The following is a 17,965-nucleotide window of genomic DNA, read 5'->3' on the forward strand; positions in this document are numbered from 1 at the left end:
GCCTCCGTATCTGTCAGCCGTGGGCCGGCGGATTAGACCGGTTCTCCTGGCCCGAGTCCTCATTATTCGGGTTTGACGCGGGAGCCCCGCCTCCAGGTGCGGGTTGTCCGGGCTGCGGGTAGGGCTGATACGGCGGGTAGGGCTGTTGCCAGTGCGGCGGCGGGTACCAGTACCCCTGCGGGTGCTGGGCCGGCGGCTGCTGCTGCTGCGGAGGCCAGCCGGGCGCGTGCCAGCCGGCCGGCGCGCCGTAGTCGGGCTGGGTGGGCGTGTTGGCGGGGATTCCGTTGGTCCCGTTGCCATTTGCGCCGTTCTGGTGGGCCGCCTCGGCCGCCTTGCTGGCCTGCGCGATGGCGGCCTTGAACGCCGGTTCGGGTTGCGGCTTGGGCCACGGCTCGCCGCGCTCGATCGCTAGCTCGCCGGGTGTCTTGATCGGCGGCTTGTCGGACGGGACACGGCCACCGAAGTCGTCGAACATCGTCAGCCGCGGGCGCTTCTTGACCTCACCGAAGATCGCTTCGAGTTCTGCGCGGTGCAGCGTCTCCTTCTCCAGCAGTTCGCCGGCCAAGATGTCGAGCACGTCGCGGTACTCGGTGAGGATCTCCCACGCCTCGGTGTGCGCGGCCTCGATGAGCTTGCGCACTTCGTCGTCGATGATCTGGGCGACCTCGTGGCTGTAGTCCGCCTGGACACCCATCGTGCGGCCCAGGAACGGGTCGCCGTGCTCGGTGCCGTAACGCACCGCGCCGAGCTTGGAGCTCATGCCGTATTCGGTGACCATCGCGCGGGCGATCTTGGTGGCCTGCTCGATATCGGACACGGCGCCGGTCGTCGGCTCGCGGAAGACGAGTTCTTCTGCGGCGCGTCCGCCCATCGCGAACACCAGCCGCGCGATCATCTCGGAGCGGGTCATCAGGCCCTTGTCGTCCTCGGGCACGGCGACCGCATGCCCGCCGGTGCGACCGCGGGCCAAAATCGTCACCTTGTATATCGGCTCGATGTCTGGCATCGCCCACGCCGCGAGCGTGTGCCCACCCTCGTGGTAGGCGGTGATCTTCTTCTCGTGCTCGCTGATGATGCGGCCCTTGCGGCGCGGTCCGCCGACAACGCGGTCGACCGCCTCCTCGAGCGCAGCCCCGGTGATGATGGTGCCGTTCTCGCGGGCGGTCAGCAGCGCGGCCTCGTTGATCACGTTGGCCAGATCGGCGCCGGACATGCCGACGGTGCGCTTGGCCAGCCCGTCGAGGTCGGCGTCGGGTGCGACGGGCTTGCCCTGCGAATGGACGCGCAGCACGGCGCGACGGCCGGCGATGTCGGGATTGGACACCGGGATCTGCCGGTCGAAGCGGCCGGGACGCAGCAGGGCGGGGTCCAGGATGTCGGGGCGGTTGGTGGCCGCGATCAAGATGACGCCCTGCCGCTCGCCGAAGCCGTCCATCTCGACGAGGAGTTGGTTCAACGTCTGCTCGCGCTCGTCGTGGCCGCCGCCGAGACCCGCACCACGCTGACGGCCAACGGCGTCGATCTCGTCGACGAAGATGATGCACGGGCTGTTCTGCTTGGCCTGCTCGAACAGGTCGCGGACGCGGGATGCGCCGACGCCGACGAACATCTCGACGAAGTCGGAGCCGGAAATCGTGAAGAACGGAACCCCGGCCTCACCGGCGACGGCTCGGGCAAGGAGCGTCTTGCCGGTGCCCGGCGGGCCGTAGAGCAGCACGCCCTTGGGGATCTTGGCGCCCAGCGCCTGATAGCGCGACGGGTTCTGCAGGAAGTCCTTGATCTCGTAGAGCTCTTCGACCGCCTCGTCGACACCGGCCACGTCGGCGAACGTGGTCTTGGGCATGTCCTTGTTGAGCATCTTGGCGCGGGACTTGCCGAAGCCGAAGCCCATCCGACCGCCGGTCTGCATCCGCGAGAACATCACGAACAGCCCGACCAGAAGCAGCAGCGGCAACAGGTAGATCAGCAGCGAGCCGAGCATGTTGCCCTGGTTCACCACGGTGTTGGTCTTGGCGTTCTTTGCCTGCAGGGCGTCGAACAGCTGCACCCCATAGCCGGTGGGGAATTTGGTGATGACCTTGTCGCTGTCGTCAGTGTCGGCGTTGCCGTTCTTCAGCTCCAGCCGCAGCTGCTGTTCACGGTCGTCGATCTGCGCGTTCTTGACGTTGTCGCTGTTGATCTGGGCCATCGCCACCGACGTGTCGACGGGTTTATATCCGCGGGTGTCGTCGCTGAAATAGAAGAACGACCAGCCCAGCAGCAACACCACGGCGACCGCGGTGAGCGTGCGGATTACATTTTTCCGGTTCATTAGATGTCCGTCGACTTCATCTTTTGCGGCCGCTCGCGGCCGGTGTCCTTCCAATACGCGCAGCTGGAAACCTCAAGGCTACCGCTACAACAACGAAGTCCAGTTCCCGACGGCTTGCCGGAGGGAACCGAGGGTGTAGCCCGACGGCTTGCCGGAGGGAACCGAGGGTGTAGCCCGACGGCTTGCCGGAGGGAACCGAGGGTGTAGCCCGACGGCTTTCTCGCCCGCGTTCGCCGAACGTGGGTTACCCGCACGCTTCTTGCGCTCGAGGCGTGACATAACCCCACACTCGCCGCTCAGGACTGTGCTTGGCTGTGACCGTGCTCACGTCGACCGAACGGTTAGTAGAGACCAACGGAGTGCAGCTTCGGGTCATCGAGGCCGGCGAGCAGGGTGCGCCGGTCGTCGTGCTGGCTCACGGTTTCCCCGAGCTGGCGTACTCGTGGCGCCATCAGATTCCCGCGTTGGCCGAGGCCGGCTACCACGTGCTGGCACCCGATCAGCGCGGTTATGGCGGCTCGTCAAAGCCTGCGGCCGTCGACGCCTACAACGTCGTGGAGCTGTCCGCTGACATAGTCGGCCTGCTCGATGATGTCGGCGCGCAGCGGGCCGTGCTCGTCGGACACGACTTCGGTGCAGTGGTGGCGTGGACGGCGCCCCTGCTGCATCCCGACCGGTTCGCCGGGATCGTCGGGCTGAGCGTTCCGCCGGTGCCAAGGCCACAGGTGCCGACGACGCAGGCCTTCCGCAAGGTGTTCAAAGACAACTTCTTCTACATCCTCTACTTCCAGGAGCGCGGTCCGGCTGATGCCGAACTGAACCGTGACCCGGCGACCACACTGCGACGGCTCATGGGCTCGCTGACGACCACCGACGAGGCCGCCGCACTGCGGATGCTCCAGCCCGGTCCGGAGGGGTTCATCGACCGCATCCCCGAGCCGGCCGCGCTTCCCAACTGGATCAGCCAGAACGAATTCGACCACTATGTAAGCGAATTCACTCGATCCGGTTTCACCGCGCCGCTGAACTGGTATCGCTGCTTCGATCTCAACTGGGAGCTGACCGCGACGACGGCCGCCGCCACCATCGCAGTGCCGTCGCTGTTCATCGGCGGAGGCGCCGACCCGACCCTGGCCTACACGCCACGGCACCGCGTCGGTGAAGTCGTTACCGGCGACTATCGCGAACTGATGATCGAGGGCGCCGGTCACTGGATCCAGCAAGAACGGCCCGATGACGTCAACGCGGCGTTGCTCGACTTCCTATCCAGATTGGAGCTGTAGGTGACCCGTCCACTCAATTTCGGCGTGTTCATCACGCCGTTTCATCCCGTCGGCCAATCCCCAACTGTCGCATTGGAATACGACATGGAACGAACGGTGGCGCTGGACCGTCTCGGCTACGACGAAGTGTGGTTCGGCGAGCATCACTCCGGCGGCTACGAGCTGATCGCCTGCCCCGAGGTCTTCATCGCCGCGGCCGCCGAGCGGACCAAGCACATCCGGCTGGGCACCGGCGTGGTATCGCTGCCGTATCACCATCCGCTGATGGTCGCCGACCGTTGGGTACTGCTCGACCACCTCACGCGCGGGCGTGTGACGTTCGGCACCGGACCGGGCGCGCTGCCATCCGACGCCTACATGATGGGCATCGATCCCGTCGAACAGCGCCGGATGATGCAGGAATCGCTGGAGGCGATCCTCGCACTGTTTCGCGCGGCCCCCGACGAGCGGATCAACCGGCATTCCGACTGGTTCACGCTTCGCGACGCACAGCTTCACATCCGGCCGTACACCTGGCCGTATCCCGAAATTTCAACGGCGGCAATGATTTCCCCGTCCGGTCCACGTCTGGCAGGAGCGCTTGGCACGTCACTGCTGTCGCTGTCGATGTCCGTGCCTGGCGGATACGCGGCGCTGGAGAACACGTGGCAGGTCGTGGTCGATCAGGCGGAGAAGTCGGGACGCGGCGAGCCCGACCGCCGTGACTGGCGAGTGCTGGCCATCATCCACCTGGCAGACACCCGCGACCAGGCGATCGACGACTGCACCTATGGGCTGCAGGACTTTGCGAACTACTTCGGCGCGGCCGGTTTCGTGCCGCTGTCGAATTCCGTTGAGGGCACACAGTCGCCGCGCGAGTTCGTGGCGGAGTATGCGGGCAAGGGCAACTGCTGCATCGGCACCCCGGGCGACGCCGTCGCGTATATCCAGGACCTGCTCGACACATCCGGCGGGTTCGGCACCCTGCTGCTGCTCGGCCACGACTGGGCATCCCCGCAGGCGACCTACCACTCGTATGAGCTGTTCGCCCGCGAGGTGATGCCGCACTTCAAGGGCCAGCTGAGCGCGCCGCGGGCGTCGCACGACTGGGCCAAGGACATGCGAGACAAGCTGCTCGGCCGAGCGGGTGAGGCCATCGTCAAGGCGATCTCGGAACACACCGACGAACTCAAGGAACAGGAGCAGCGATGAGCGCTCGCGCGAAGAGCCGAGGGCAAAGCTGATGCGCGCGGCGGTACTTCGCGACGGCCGCATGGTTCTGCGTGACGACGTTCCCGAACCGGTGCCTGGTCCGGGACAGGTGCTCGTCGAGGTGAAGGCGTGCGGAATCTGCGGCTCAGACTTGCATTTCGCCAAACATGGCAAGGACGTCATCGAGCTCAACAATCAGATCGACGGATTCGGCGACGGCGGCATGCAGCTCGACCTGAACCGCGACATCTTCATGGGCCATGAGTTCAGCGCCGAGGTGCTCGAAGCGGGTCCCGACACCCAAGCCCCGGCACCGGGCACGCTCGTCACGTCCCTGCCGGTGCTGGTTTCAGCAACTGGTGTCGAACCGATCGTCTACTCCAACAAGACGATCGGCGGCTACGCCGAACGCATGCTGTTGTCGGCTCCGCTGCTGACTCCGATCCCCGACGGGTTGGATCCGCGACACGCCGCGCTGACCGAGCCGATGGCCGTCGGCCTTCACGCAGTGAACAAGTCGGCGATCCAGCCCGGCGAGGTGGCGCTGGTGTTGGGCTGCGGTCCGATCGGTCTGGCCATCATCGCCGGTCTACGTCATCGTGGTGTGGAATCCATTGTGGCGGCTGACTATTCGGCGCGGCGTCGCGAACTTGCCGAGACGATGGGGGCCACCGCGACGGTCGATCCCGCCGACGGCTCGCCCTTCGAGAGCGCTACTCCGAGGGTGGTCTTTGAGGCGGTCGGGGTGCCGGGCATCATCGACGACATATTGCGCCGCGCGCCCGTCGGCGCACGGGTGGTCGTCGCGGGCGTGTGTATGCAGCCCGACACCGTCCATCCGTATTTCGCCATCGCCAAGCAGATCAATGTGCAATTCGTGTTGGCCTACGACCCGAACGAGTTCACCGATTGCCTGCGCGCCATCGCCGAGGGCGATATCGACGTCGCTCCGATGATCACCGGTGAGGTCGGTCTCGCAGGCGTCGGCGCAGCGTTCGACGAGCTGGCCCATCCCGACACACATTGCAAGGTCCTGGTGACACCCTCACGCTAAGGTGCCAGGCATGCCGATCGCAGCGAGAGCGAAGATGCCCACACGACTTCTCCTCCTCGCCGCGGCGGGGCTTGCGGCTGTGGGACTCTCGGGTTGTGACACGTCATCCGGGCCGACGGGCAGCTCGGACAAGGACACCCGGCAGGTCACCGTCGTTGGCGCCGGCCAGGTGCAGGGCACGCCGGACACGCTGACCGTCAACGCCTCGATCGAATTCGTCGCACCCGATGTCACCGGCGCAATGAACCAGACCAGCGACCGTCAGCAAGCCGTCATCGACGCGCTGGTGGGCTCCGGCATCAACCGCAAGGACATCAGCACGACGCAGGTGAGCCTGCAGCCGCAGTTCGCCGGCGGCGACAGCTCCGCGATCGTCGGCTACCGGGCGAGCAATTCAATCGAGGTCAAGATCCGCAAGCTGGACTCCGCGTCGGCAGCGCTGACGCTGATTGTCAGCACCGGCGGCGACGCCACCCGGATCAACTCGGTGAACTATTCGATCGACGATGACTCGCAACTCGTCAAGGACGCCCGCGCACGCGCGTTCAACGACGCGAAGGACCGCGCCCAGCAGTACGCGCAACTCTCCGGACTCGATCTCGGCAAGGTCATCTCGATCACGGAGTCAGGTGGCGCGACACCACCGACGCCGATGCCGAGCTTCAAGGGCGGCGCTGAGATGGCGGCGGTGCCGCTCGAGCCGGGCCAGCAGACGGTCGGCTTCTCCGTGACGGTGATCTGGGAACTGACCTAAGCCGGCGAGCAGACGCAAAACTGCCCTAATTGGCCCGGAAATGAGCAGTTTTGCGTCTGCTCGGCCAGGAAAACCTAGCCCGCGGGCGCGATGTCGACCGGTATGCCGTTGAGCACAGCCGTGCCCGACAGCGGGTCGAGCAGGTTGCCGTCGTTGAGCTGGTTGACGTTGACACCCGGCTGACCGGACGCGATGCCCTGCCGCGTGCCGCCGCGGTCGTGACCCCACCCGTGGGGAAGGGACACCACGCCGCGCCGCATGCCCGGCGTGACCTCCACCGGCGCGACGAGATCACCGCCCGGCCCCTTGATGACGGCGTTGTCCGTCAGGCCGAGTTCCGCGGCGTCGTCCGGGTGAATCTGCAACGTGCACTGATTCGTGCCGCCCGCGAGAGCGGGCAGGTTGTGCATCCAGCTGTTGTTCGACCGCAGATGCCGCCGGCCGATCAAGACGAAGCCATCGTCGCCTCGACTCAGAGAGTCCCGTAACCGAGCCGCATCGGCGATCAGCGGCTCAGGTGCGAGTTCGATCTTGCCGGTTGGTGTTCGCAAGGCCCCAGGTAGCCGAGGCTGCAAGGGCCCGAGGTCGATGCCGTGCGGAGCGGCCTTCAGCCCTTCCAGGCTCAGCCCGTCGGGCTTGGCGCCGAACGCATCGCCGTAGGCGCCGAGGCGAAGCATCATGTCGAGGCGACGCTCGTAGCCCGGGCCGGCGACGAGCATCGCGGTCAGTTCCTCGATGTCACGCCCGGCGACGGACGAGTTCGCGTCCGCGGTCTCCTTGGTCAGTGTCGTCGCGATGACCTGCGCGTCGACCAGCCCCGGATCATCGTCGTAGCCGAGGCCATAGAGGATCAGCGCGAGGCGCGACAGGATCTCCGCCTCGTCGGGTCGCCCGTCCAGCGGCAGCGCCGGTGGCGAGTACCGGGCGTTGTTGCGCACCGCGAGATTGTTGAGCGCGAGATCGAAATGAGCGGCATGCGACGGCGGTGGCGGCGGGAGGATGACGTCGGCGTGACGGGTCGTCTCGTTGAGGTACGGATCGATGCTGAGCATGAAACCCACGCCGTCGAACGCGCGGTCGAGGCGATCGCCGTCAGGCGCGGAGAGCACCGGGTTGCCGGCGATCGTGATCATCGCCTTGATCTGACCCTCGCCGGGCGTTTCGATCTCCTCGGCGAGCGCGGCCGCGGGCAGTTCTGACAGGACTTCGGGATAACCCGAGACCCGGCTGTGCCATCGGCCCGTCTTGAACCCCCGGCCGGGACCTGCTGGGCGCGGCGTAGGCGCGACGGGAGACAGCGGGAACATCGCCCCGCCCGGACGGTCGAGGTTTCCGGTGAGCACATTGATGACGTCGACGAGCCAGCTGCCGATCGTACCGAATTCGACTGTGCTGGTACCGATTCGGCCGTACACCGCGGCCGAGGGGGCTGCGGCGATCTCGCGGGCCAGTGCGCGGATTTCGTCGGCGGGCACCCCGCAGTGGCGTGCAACGGTTTCCGGCGAGAACTCGTCGGCCAGGGCGCGGACTTGCTCGATACCGTTGACGTGTTCGGCCACACCTCCGAGATCCGGTGCGACAAGTCCTTCTTCGAACAACACGTGCACGATGGCGAACAGCAGTGCGGCGTCGGTGGCGGGACGCGGGGCGATGTGGCGATCGGCCAGTTCGGCAGTGCGGGTACGCGCGGGGTCGATGACCGTGAGCCGGCCACCGCGCTTACGCAGCGCCCGCAACTTGCCAGGGAAATCGGCCGCGGTGGCCAGACTGCCGTTGGACACAAGGGGATTCGCGCCGATGATCACGAGGTAGTCGGTGCGGTCGAGATCGGGCACGGTGAAGGCGACAGGGCTGCCGAACATGTAGCCCAGCGAGACATGCTTGGGCATCTGGTCCAGCGTGCTCGCCGAGTACACCTGGCGCGTGCCCAGCGCGCGGATGATCAGCGGTGCGTACAGGCCGCCGGCGACCGTGTGCGCATTCGGGTTGCCGAGGTAAACGCCGACCGACGTACCGCCGTGCTCACGAAGGACCTCACCGAGCCGTTCGGCGATGACGGCGTATGCCTCGCCCCATGTCGCCTCGGTCAGCACACCGTCGCGGCGGACCAGCGGGCTCGTCAGCCGGTCGGGATCACTGTCGAGTTCGGCGAAGCTCGCGCCCTTCGGGCAGATGAAACCCTTGCTGAAGACGTCGTCGCGGTCGCCGCGGGCACCGGTCACCCGGCCGTCGGAGATTGTGAGCGTCAGGCCGCAGGTGGCCTCACACAGCGGGCAGATCCGCAAGGCAGTCGGCATGCCCTCATCTTGCGCCGGTTACAGCTCCTCGTACACCTTGGGGTCGAGCGTGCCGATGTAGGGCAGGTCGCGGTAGCGCTCGGCATAGTCCAGGCCGTAGCCCACGACGAACTCGTTGGGAATGTCGAAACCCACGTATTCGATGTCGACATCGGCGCGCACCGCGTCGGGTTTGCGCAGCAGGGCGCATACCCGCAGCGATCGCGGGCCGCGCGACGCGAGGTTGCGCAGCAGCCAGGACAGCGTCAACCCGGAGTCGACGATGTCCTCGACGATCAGCACGTCGCGATCGCTGATGTCGCGGTCGAGGTCCTTGAGGATGCGCACCACACCCGACGACGACGTCGACGAACCGTAGGAGCTGACCGCCATGAACTCCAGCTGCGTGGGCAGCGGAATCGCACGGGCCAGATCGGTGACGAACATAACCGCACCCTTGAGCACGGTGACCAGCAAGAGGTCCTGCTCGCCGATCGCCTTCCGGTATTCCTCGCCGACCTCGGCGCCGAGCTGCGCGATGCGGCCCTGAATCTGATCCGACGAGAGCAACACCGACTTGATGTCGCCCGGATAGAGCTCGGCGGGTTGCTCAGGCACGACCACAGCGTGCCATGTGATCACGCCGACGACCAACGCGACGCCCTCTCACACCGGTTCGGTGTGCAACGTGAGCATTCCGTCGCGCCTGCCGGCGATCAGCCGTTGGCTGCGCAACGGCGACCCGACGGCCACCCCGCCCTGGCCGCGCCACGCCGTGACCAGGCTGTCCACCCCGCGGATCTGCTTGTCAGTCAGGTTGCAGGCGCCACCGGCCAGCAGCCACCCGCGAATCACCCTGCGCCGGACTGCCTCCGGAAGGGCGGCCAGCCCAGCGGTGTCCAACCCGTCACCGCTCCCGACGTCGGCGAGCGCGTGCCGCGCCAGCTCGTCGAGTGTCTCGGTGTCCTCTCGCAACGCCGTCGCCGTCCGGGCCAGCGCCTCGGCGACCCCACCCCCGAGCACCTCCTCCAGCAGCGGCAGCACCTCGGTACGCAGCCGGGTGCGGGTGAACCGGCGATCGACATTGTGCGGGTCCTGCCACGGCGTCACACCGAGCTCGGTGCATGCGGCGTGCGTGACCGCGCGGCGGACGCCCAGCAGTGGGCGGTACCACGGCGGGTCACACGGGCGCATCCCCGCGATCGAGCGAGCCCCCGATCCGCGGCCCAATCCCAACAGCACGGTCTCGGCCTGGTCGTCGAGCGTGTGAGCCAGCAGAACCGGAGCATCACCGCGGGCCGCATCCAAAGCTTGGTACCGGGCGGTCCGGGCCGCCGCCTCCGGACCGCCGGCCGCGCCGACGTCGACGCAAAGCACACGGGCGTCAACACATCCCAACGCTAGGGCCTGATCACGTGCAGTCAGAGCCACTCGGTTGGAGTCGGGCTGCAGGCGATGGTCCACGATCAGCGCGGTGGTGGGCTTCACCGATGCCGCTACGGCGGCCAGCGCCAGCGAGTCCGCGCCGCCGGACAGCCCGACGCACCAGCGCTTGTCCCCGTCTGCGTATTCGCGCGCGAACTTGGCGACGACCGCCTGCAGTGTGGCTAGAGGACCCGATCGATCCATCGCTGCGGCTCGTCGACTTCGGTTGGGAGCGGTAAAGTTTCGGGGCTCGACCACACCGCGTTGAACCGGGCCATTCCGACACGGGACACCACATGGTCGACGAACGCCTTGCCCCGGGTGTACTGGCTCAGCTTGGCATCGAATCCCAAAAGCGCCCGCACCACGCGTTGCAGCGGCGGCTGCTTGCGCTGGCGCCGCTCGTCGAACCGGCGGCGGATCGTCGTCACCGATGGCACGACCGCGGGGCCGACGGCATCCATCACATGATCGGCATGGCCTTCCAGCAGGGTGCCCAAGACCAGCAGCTGATCCAGCGCCCGCCGTTGCGGCTCGGACTGCACCGCACGCAGAAGGCCGATGATTCCGCTCGAATTCGCTTCCGGCTCAGGGTCATTGCGACTGCGGACGTGCTCCGCAAGCCGGCCCACCACCTGACCGACGTCCTCACCGGCGTCCTCGGTGAGGACGGCCAGCGACTGCGACATATGGTCGGCCAGCCAGGGGTTGGCGCGGAACTGCACTCGGTGCGTGACCTCGTGCAGACACACCCACAACCGGAAATCGTGTGGCAACACCCGCAATTGGCGCTCGACGGCGATCACATTCGGGTAGACGAGCAGCAGTTCACCGCCGTTGGGCCCGAATGGGTCGTATTGGCCGAGGATGCCCGACGAAATGAACGCCAGCACCGCTCCCGTCTGCGCACCGGTGATACGGCCGGTGATAAGGCGCGGCTTCTCGCCGTCTTTCTCGCCGCCCGTCATGATCCGCATGGATTTCGTTGCGGCGCGGATCCATTCGACGCGGTCGACGATGTGAGCCTCGGGAATCTCGCCGCCTTCGTTCAGGCCGGTGACCTCGCGCACGGGCAGCTCCGCACTGCGCGATGCTTGCGCCAATTGTTCGATGACCTGGCGGCGGGTGTAGTCGGTGGCCGCAGGACCGGGCCGGGCCAGCTTGGCGCCGACGTCAGCCGCGAACTGCCAATCGACGGCCCGCCCGACCGTCAAGCTCGACGATGGGCTCATGTGCTGCACCCGCAGGAGCGCAGTGTGGCGGCCAGCGCGTCGATGGCCGTGCGGCCCGTCGGCCCGGCGTTGTTGGAGATGAACGCGAACGTCAACACCCGCCCGCTGGCGTCGGTGACGATTCCGGCAAGCGCGTTGATTGCGGTCAGCGAACCGGTCTTGGCCCGTAGGTAACCGGCGGCCGCGCGGCCCGCATCGGTGTCGAGGTAGCGGTTGGACAGCGTGCCGCTGCCACCGGCGATCGGCAGCAGATCCAAAAGCGCCCGCAGACGCGGTTGGTCGTTGCCTGCCGCGGCGTTCACCACACCATCGAGCGTTTCAGCGGTCAGCCGGTCATCCACCGAAAGTCCGCTGGAATCCAGCAGGTGTGCGCCGCCGGTGTCGATCTTCGCTTTGTCGAGCTGTCCGAGAACCGCCTGCGCCGCCCCGTCGAAACTCTGCGGACGGTTGGTCGCCTCGGCGACTTCACGGCCGGTCGACTCGGCCATCACGTTGTCGGAGGCGTTCATCATCTCCCGCAGCCGCTCGATCAACGGCGGCGACTGCACAGTCGCGATCTCCTTGCCGTCGCGTACTCCCGTCGGCAGGACACCGACCGTGGCGGGGTTGACCTTCAGCGCGATGGCCAGCGCTCGGCCCGCGTCCAGCGCGGGCGTCCTGGACCGCGCCGAGTCGACGCTCACCGGCTGGGTGCGCCCGCCGTCGAGCATCACCGCTTCCATCGGGGCGATGTCGCCGCCGTCGACGTCGACCGGGTCCCAGCCCGGCGCCATGGTCGGGCCGCTGTAGTCGCTGACGTCCACCTGCACGGTGGTGACGTTGACGCCGCTGCGGCGGACCTGATCGGCCAGGTCGCTGATCCGCGCGGCGTCTCGGTACCACGTCTGCTGACCCGGCGGAGCCGCCGACAGCGTCGGGTCTCCGCCGCCCTTGAGCACAACCACGCCAGGCTGACCGGTGGTGAGCACCCGAGTGGTCAGGCGGGCGTCGCGATCGAGGGTCAGCAGCGCCGCGGCGGCGGTCAGCACCTTGTTGGTCGACGCCGGCTGCATCGGGGTGTCGGCGCCCTGCACCCACAACTGGGCGCCGGTCATCGCATCGGTGATCCGCCCGGTCAGGTTGCCGAGGTTCGGGTCCGCAACGAGCGGGGCGAGCGTCGCGGCCAGCCGGTCGGGCGTCGGTTTGGTCGCGGAGTCGGCGAGCGCCACGATCCCGGGCTGGGCGGTCGCAGCGGGCGGTGCCGGCTTGACCGCCTCCGCGCCGCTGGTGGAGTTGCTTGTGGTGAGCAGCGCAGCGACCACGACGACGGCAGCAACCAGCAGAAGCACCGCCACCCCGACCACGAGATGCGTGGATCGCCGCCACCGAGTGGGCCGCATAACACTCCTGCTCAATCGACCGCCCCCCTTACAGCAGCGTATCGCTCCACTATGGTGAGCCCCGTCCCCAAGACCTTCAGCACAGGGCAAGGAGCCGCGGCGGTGCAGTTCGAGGTAGTCATCGAGATTCCGAAGGGTTCACGCAACAAATACGAGGTGGACCACGACACCGGCCGGGTGAAGCTCGACCGCTACCTGTACACCTCGATGGGATACCCCAGCGACTACGGGTTCATCGAGAACACGCTCGGCGAAGACGGCGACCCGCTGGACGCGCTTGTGCTGCTGACCGAGCCGCTGTTCCCGGGTTGCCTGGTCGACGCGCGTCCGGTCGGCATGTTCCAGATGGAAGACGAGGCCGGCGGCGACGACAAGGTGCTGTGCGTGCCCGCCGGCGACAAGCGCTGGGACCACATCCAGGACCTCGCCGACGTACCCGAGCAGATTCTCGAAGAGGTCAAGCACTTCTTCGTGCACTACAAAGACCTCGAGCCCAACAAGTTCGTCAAGGCCGCCGACTGGGTGGGCCGCGACAAGGCCGAGGCAGAGGTGCTGCGTTCGCTGGAGCGGTTCAAGACCGACAGTCACTGAGGGCAGCGCGCCGGCGTTGCCTCACCTGTCACCAGAACCAACGTTTCGCAGACGAAGTTCGAGTGCACCTCTGCAGAACGTGGGTCTGTGAGTCAGGAGTCACTCCAGAGGTGTGCCGCGCTACATGAATTAGCGCGGCCGTAACACGGCGTAACGCAGGCGTGGCTTGTATTTCCGATCATTGCGGTGTGTTGCTGCACCAGGGGATCGGCCTCGAGGCGTTCAACGCCATGCCGATGCGCCGGGCGGTGCATGCGGTGTACGAGTGTTGCTACAGCGTGCCCCTGGCCGCCGATCTGGCCCGCGGCCGCCCGTATTCCAACCACAATGCGTTGTTCCGGCAGGCTGACACGCTGTTGTTCGGGCTCTCCGAAGACTCGATCGACTCGATCCTTCAGGCCTACCCCGACGTGGGCCGACGGCCGGGCAGCGAGAAGTCGCAGGCCGAGCAGTGCGCGGTGTGGGATGAGCGCTCGGAGGTGATGGACCAGCTCGGCGCGGTGTCGAAGAAGTACCTGGAGCGCTTTGGCTTCGGCTTCGTGATGTACGTCAACGGTTATTGCGCCCAGGATGTTCTCGCGACGATCACCGACCGGTTGCTCAACGACTTCGAGACCGAGCGCAAGGTGGTTCGCAACGAGCTGGCCCGCATCAACCGCACCCGTCTCGAGCGCATGCTGGGTCCCGAGGGCGGCTACGACAACTGGTGATCGGGCTTAGGCTCGGCTGAGTGAACAGCCCGACCGCGCATTCGCATTTCCTGTCTCTGCCCGATCTCGCGGCCCGCCCTGCGGGCGGCGCGGTGGTGTGGGCCAACGACGACTTGTTCGCCGAGAAGGAAAACCTCCTCAAACCCGGTGCGGCCGAATACCGGCCGGCCACCTTCGGCCACAAGGGGCAGGTGTACGACGGCTGGGAGACGCGCCGCCGCCGAGGTGCCGATGCTGATGCGTATGACGCGGCCATCGTGCGGCTAGGTGTGCCGGGCGTCGTTCGCGGAGTGGTGGTCGACACCGCGTGGTTCACCGGAAACTATCCGCCGCAGATCTCGGTCGAGGCAGCGTCTGTGGACGGCTATCCGTCGGTCGAGGAGCTGGTCGACAAGACGCAGTGGACGACGATCGTCGAACGTGGCGACGTCAATGGGGACACCCGAAACCCGTTCAATGTCAACTCTTCTAAGCGGTGGACGCATCTGCGGTTGTCGATCTACCCCGACGGTGGGGTGGCACGATTGCGGGTACACGGCGAGGGACTGCTCGACCCGCGGTTCGCCGACCTTCCGCTGGACTTGGCGGCATTGGCGAACGGGGGGCGAATAACCGCTTGCTCCAATATGTTCTACAGCTCGCCGAACAACCTGTTGCTTCCCGGCGCGGCGCGCACGATGGGCGAAGGCTGGGAGACATCGCGTCGGCGTGACACCGGAAACGATTGGGTGCAAGTACATTTGGCGAGCCAAGGCGTGCTGGCCGCGGCGGAGCTGGACACCTCGTACTTCATCGGCAATGCTCCCGGCTCCGCGCGGTTGAGCGGCCGCAACGGCGATGGCGAGTGGTTCGAGCTGCTGTCCCGGACCGACCTACAGCCCGATACAAGGCACCGGTTCCTGCTCGGCGAACAGCGGCCGGTGACCGAGGCGCGCCTGGACATCTATCCCGACGGCGGCATGGCGCGGCTGCGGTTGTTCGGCAAGCTGACGCCCGACGGGCTGCGGCGGGTCAAGGACGCCTGGGAAGCAAGCGGTTAGTCTCCTCCGCTGTTTCACCCATCGGCGTCCAAGGCTCAGCGCATGATGTGCCGATGAACGAAGTCGTGCACGGCCACTGGGACACCCGATTCGACGAGGTCGCCGAAGCCTTCGCGCAGGCGATCACCGACGGCGAGGAGGTGGGCGCGGCCATCGCCATCGATATCGACGGCGAGCCCGTCGTCGACATCTGGGGCGGTCATGCCGACGCGGCGCGCACGACCCCATGGGACGAAAACACCATCGTGAACGTCTGGTCCTCCACCAAGACCGTGACCGCGCTGGCCGCGTTGATCCTGATCGATCGCGACCAGCTCGACCCATACGCTCCCGTGGCCAAGTACTGGCCCGAGTTCGGCGCGAACGGCAAGCAGGACATCGAGGTCCGACATGTGTTGTCCCACACGTCGGGAGTCTCCGGGTGGGAGCCGCCGTTCACGGTCGAGGACCTCTACGACTGGGAGAAGGCCACGACGCAACTCGCCACGCAGGCCCCGTGGTGGCCACCGGGCACAGCGTCGGGTTATCACATGCTCAACTTCGGCTACCTGGTCGGCGAGATGGTGCGTCGGATCACCGGCACATCGCTGAAAGAGTTTGTCCGCCAAGAGATCGCCGAACCGCTCGGAGCGGACTTCCAGATCGGCGCGCGCCCCGAGGACGATGCCCGCATCGCCGAACTTCTTCCGCCACCACCACTGGAGCTGCCACTCGAACTGCTCACCCCGGACAGCCCGATGTTCAAGACGTTCAGCGCACCGGTGACGGACGCCGATTTGGCTGCGCTGGCCAACAGCACGCCATGGCGGCGTGCCGAAATCGGCGCGGCGAACGGGCATGGAAATGCGCGCTCGCTGGCCCGAGCGTTGTCTCCGATCTCGTTGGGCGGCAAGGCCAATGGTGTGCAGCTGCTCAGCCCCGCCACCATCGACCTGATCTTCAAAGAGCAGTCCCATGGCATTGATCTGGTGCTCGCCGCGCCACTGCGGTGGGGCGTCGGATTCGGGCTATCGGAGCGCGACACGTTCCCGTACTTGCCCGATGAGCGGATTTGCTTCTGGGGCGGTTTCGGCGGCTCGATGATCGTGATGAACCCCGACCGCCGCACCACGGTGGCCTACGTCATGAACAAGATGGGCGCCGGACTATTCGGGTCCGAGCGCACCAACCGCTACGCGAAGCTGATCTACGAAGCGCTCACCTAAGCGACGCTCACCCTCAGCGCGAATCCAGCGCTTCTGACTGTTCGCGTCGCTCGTTCGCCCGTGTTTTGTACAGGCTCGCCGCGGTGGTGATGATCAATGTCACCACGATCACGCCAAGCGAAAGCAGCGTCGGGATCTCGGGCACCGGCACGTGTTCACCGCCGTTGATGAACGGCAGCTCGTTCTCGTGCAAGGCGTGCAGGACCAGCTTCACCCCGATGAACGCCAGGATGATCGCCAGCCCCTGCGACAGATACACCAGACGCTTGAGCAAGTCGCCGAGCAGGAAGTACAGCTGCCGCAGGCCCATTAGCGCGAATACGTTGGCGGTGAACACCAGGTATGGCTGCTGAGTCAGGCCGTAGATGGCCGGAATCGAGTCCAGCGCGAAGATCAAATCGGTGGTGCCCAGCGCCACGACGACAAGGAACATCGGCGTCATCAGCCGCTTGCCGTTGTCCTTGATCCACAGCCGCAGGCCGGCCCACTTGTCGGTCAGGCTCAGGTGCCTGCGCGCGAAGCGCACAACCAGGTTGTCCGCGTCGTCATCGTGATCGGTGTCGCGTACCAGGTTGATGGCGGTGTAGAGCAGGAACGCGCCGAAAATGTAGAACACCCAGGAGAATTGCTGAATGGCCACCGCTCCCAACGCGATGAATACGCCTCGGAAGATCAGCGCGAGAATGATACCGACGAGCAGCGCCTGCTGCTGATACTTCTTGGGCACGTTGAAGCTGGCCATGATGATCAGGAAGATGAACAGGTTGTCGACCGACAAGCTGTATTCGGTGAGCCAGCCGGCGAAGAACTCCAGCCCGTATTGCCCGCCGTGGAAGAACCAGGTCCACAACCCGAACGCGATCGCCAGCCCGATGTAGATCGTCAGCGCCGTTCCGGTTTCACGTCGTGACGGTTCGTGGGGTCGGCGCCCGATGACCACCACGTCGAACAGCAGCACACCGATTGTCACGGCGAGCGTGATGATCCACTCGAGTTGGGTTACGTGCATATGGAAGCCTCCGGCCGTTGATCAACGCCGGAGGTCTCTTCCACCGCCACGGAGATCCGTGGTCGGCCCGCGGTACCGGTCGTCCGATGACGGCCGACGTGGTGACGACACCGCGGCGAAGGAATACTCCCCTCCGCTGCCCATTCTGCCAGGTGATTGTGCCTCGCACGAATCGGGGCCGCACCCGCCTACGGTTACCGGCATGTCCGACACCCAGTTGCCCGGCATCTTCGGGGAGGTGCAGCCGATGCTCGAGCACTACGGCTACCTGGGCGTCGCGGGGATGCTGTTCCTCGAGGACTTCGGCGTGCCGGTGCCCGGAGAGATCATGCTCATCGCCGCGGCGGTGTTCGCCGGAGCCGGCGAGCACCTCGTCGAGATCTACGACGAGTTCGAGCGGTACAAGTGGTATGTCGTCGGCGCACTAGTGATCGTTGTCGCAATTGTGATCGCCCACCGCGTGCGGCGCCGACGTGCCGCACGAATGACTTAGTACGTTTGTAGT

Annotated in this window: 16 protein-coding genes; 9 read left to right on the forward strand and 7 right to left on the reverse strand. The window is 66.4% G+C overall.

The window, feature by feature from the left end:
* Positions 1-13: 13 nt before the first annotated feature.
* A complete protein-coding gene (gene ftsH, locus VJV41_RS23285; protein WP_325337665.1) occupies positions 14-2,311 on the reverse strand; it encodes an ATP-dependent zinc metalloprotease FtsH in 2,298 nt (765 codons plus the stop codon).
* A 302-nt stretch (positions 2,312-2,613) separates the two neighbouring features.
* On the opposite strand from ftsH, the gene VJV41_RS23290 reads away from it, so the two are divergent.
* From VJV41_RS23290 to VJV41_RS23305, 4 genes are read left to right on the forward strand one after another with little or no spacing between them, the layout of a single operon-like run.
* Positions 2,614-3,594, forward strand: a complete 981-nt coding sequence (locus tag VJV41_RS23290) for an alpha/beta fold hydrolase (RefSeq protein ID WP_414685026.1) — start codon at positions 2,614-2,616, stop codon at positions 3,592-3,594.
* Positions 3,595-4,785 carry an LLM class flavin-dependent oxidoreductase gene (locus VJV41_RS23295; RefSeq protein WP_325337667.1) on the forward strand — a complete coding sequence of 397 codons (1,191 nt, stop codon included), beginning with the start codon at positions 3,595-3,597 and terminating at the stop codon, positions 4,783-4,785.
* A gap of 31 nt (positions 4,786-4,816) precedes the next feature.
* Positions 4,817-5,839, forward strand: coding sequence for a zinc-binding dehydrogenase (locus VJV41_RS23300; protein ID WP_325337669.1), 1,023 nt, complete (start codon positions 4,817-4,819; stop codon positions 5,837-5,839).
* A gap of 10 nt (positions 5,840-5,849) precedes the next feature.
* Entirely contained in the window at positions 5,850-6,593 is a 744-nt protein-coding gene (locus VJV41_RS23305) for an SIMPL domain-containing protein (RefSeq protein WP_325337670.1), read from the forward strand.
* 74 nt (positions 6,594-6,667) lie between these two features.
* Here the strand turns inward: VJV41_RS23305 and VJV41_RS23310 are convergent, their stop codons facing one another.
* Genes VJV41_RS23310 through dacB form a run of 5 tightly spaced genes read right to left on the reverse strand, consistent with a single transcriptional unit; the run spans position 6,668 to position 12,905 of the window.
* Positions 6,668-8,890: a molybdopterin-dependent oxidoreductase gene (locus VJV41_RS23310; RefSeq protein WP_325337672.1), complete on the reverse strand. Its 2,223-nt coding sequence runs from the start codon at positions 8,888-8,890 to the stop codon at positions 6,668-6,670.
* Positions 8,891-8,908: 18 nt separating this feature from the next.
* Positions 8,909-9,523: a hypoxanthine phosphoribosyltransferase gene (hpt, locus tag VJV41_RS23315; RefSeq protein WP_325337673.1), complete on the reverse strand. Its 615-nt coding sequence runs from the start codon at positions 9,521-9,523 to the stop codon at positions 8,909-8,911.
* Positions 9,524-9,535: 12 nt separating this feature from the next.
* Positions 9,536-10,498 (reverse strand): tRNA lysidine(34) synthetase TilS, encoded by a 963-nt coding sequence (tilS, locus tag VJV41_RS23320; protein WP_325337675.1) that lies wholly within the window; start codon positions 10,496-10,498, stop codon positions 9,536-9,538.
* Positions 10,477-11,526 carry a zinc-dependent metalloprotease gene (locus VJV41_RS23325; RefSeq protein WP_325337677.1) on the reverse strand — a complete coding sequence of 350 codons (1,050 nt, stop codon included), beginning with the start codon at positions 11,524-11,526 and terminating at the stop codon, positions 10,477-10,479. Before VJV41_RS23325 ends, tilS begins: the two co-directional genes overlap by 22 nt.
* The gene (gene dacB / locus VJV41_RS23330; RefSeq protein WP_325337679.1) at positions 11,523-12,905 is read right to left on the reverse strand and encodes a D-alanyl-D-alanine carboxypeptidase/D-alanyl-D-alanine endopeptidase; all 1,383 of its coding nucleotides are present in this window, start codon (positions 12,903-12,905) and stop codon (positions 11,523-11,525) included. The genes VJV41_RS23325 and dacB overlap by 4 nt, the downstream gene beginning before the upstream one ends.
* Before the next feature lie 102 nt (positions 12,906-13,007).
* Here dacB and VJV41_RS23335 point away from each other — a divergent pair, with 102 nt between their 5' ends.
* The 4 genes from VJV41_RS23335 to VJV41_RS23350 all read left to right on the forward strand — a co-directional run bounded on the left by VJV41_RS23335 (position 13,008) and on the right by VJV41_RS23350 (position 16,451).
* Positions 13,008-13,496, forward strand: coding sequence for an inorganic diphosphatase (locus tag VJV41_RS23335; RefSeq protein WP_325337750.1), 489 nt, complete (start codon positions 13,008-13,010; stop codon positions 13,494-13,496).
* Between the two features lie 188 nt (positions 13,497-13,684).
* The gene (locus tag VJV41_RS23340; protein ID WP_325337680.1) at positions 13,685-14,206 is read left to right on the forward strand and encodes a 2-oxo-4-hydroxy-4-carboxy-5-ureidoimidazoline decarboxylase; all 522 of its coding nucleotides are present in this window, start codon (positions 13,685-13,687) and stop codon (positions 14,204-14,206) included.
* Between the two features lie 20 nt (positions 14,207-14,226).
* Positions 14,227-15,246 (forward strand): allantoicase, encoded by a 1,020-nt coding sequence (gene alc, locus VJV41_RS23345; protein ID WP_325337682.1) that lies wholly within the window; start codon positions 14,227-14,229, stop codon positions 15,244-15,246.
* A 53-nt stretch (positions 15,247-15,299) separates the two neighbouring features.
* Positions 15,300-16,451 (forward strand): serine hydrolase domain-containing protein, encoded by a 1,152-nt coding sequence (locus tag VJV41_RS23350; RefSeq protein ID WP_325337684.1) that lies wholly within the window; start codon positions 15,300-15,302, stop codon positions 16,449-16,451.
* A 13-nt stretch (positions 16,452-16,464) separates the two neighbouring features.
* Here the strand turns inward: VJV41_RS23350 and VJV41_RS23355 are convergent, their stop codons facing one another.
* Complete coding sequence (locus VJV41_RS23355) at positions 16,465-17,460, reverse strand: TerC family protein (RefSeq protein ID WP_325337685.1); 996 nt, start codon at positions 17,458-17,460, stop codon at positions 16,465-16,467.
* Between the two features lie 202 nt (positions 17,461-17,662).
* Here VJV41_RS23355 and VJV41_RS23360 point away from each other — a divergent pair, with 202 nt between their 5' ends.
* Positions 17,663-17,953, forward strand: a complete 291-nt coding sequence (locus VJV41_RS23360) for a hypothetical protein (RefSeq protein WP_325337687.1) — start codon at positions 17,663-17,665, stop codon at positions 17,951-17,953.
* Positions 17,954-17,965 lie beyond the last annotated feature (12 nt).

Source organism: Mycobacterium sp., from assembly GCF_035274705.1.
GTDB lineage: Bacteria > Actinomycetota > Actinomycetes > Mycobacteriales > Mycobacteriaceae > Mycobacterium.

Coding starts and splice junctions, on each gene's coding strand:
- VJV41_RS23310 (WP_325337672.1), bottom strand. CDS start 8,890: ATGCCGACTGCCTTGCGGATCTGCCCGCTGTGTGAGGCCACCTGCGGC.
- VJV41_RS23300 (WP_325337669.1), top strand. CDS start 4,817: ATGCGCGCGGCGGTACTTCGCGACGGCCGCATGGTTCTGCGTGACGAC.
- VJV41_RS23355 (WP_325337685.1), bottom strand. CDS start 17,460: ATGCACGTAACCCAACTCGAGTGGATCATCACGCTCGCCGTGACAATC.
- ftsH (WP_325337665.1), bottom strand. CDS start 2,311: ATGAACCGGAAAAATGTAATCCGCACGCTCACCGCGGTCGCCGTGGTG.
- VJV41_RS23325 (WP_325337677.1), bottom strand. CDS start 11,526: ATGAGCCCATCGTCGAGCTTGACGGTCGGGCGGGCCGTCGATTGGCAG.
- dacB (WP_325337679.1), bottom strand. CDS start 12,905: ATGCGGCCCACTCGGTGGCGGCGATCCACGCATCTCGTGGTCGGGGTG.
- VJV41_RS23350 (WP_325337684.1), top strand. CDS start 15,300: ATGAACGAAGTCGTGCACGGCCACTGGGACACCCGATTCGACGAGGTC.
- tilS (WP_325337675.1), bottom strand. CDS start 10,498: ATGGATCGATCGGGTCCTCTAGCCACACTGCAGGCGGTCGTCGCCAAG.
- VJV41_RS23305 (WP_325337670.1), top strand. CDS start 5,850: ATGCCGATCGCAGCGAGAGCGAAGATGCCCACACGACTTCTCCTCCTC.
- VJV41_RS23360 (WP_325337687.1), top strand. CDS start 17,663: ATGTCCGACACCCAGTTGCCCGGCATCTTCGGGGAGGTGCAGCCGATG.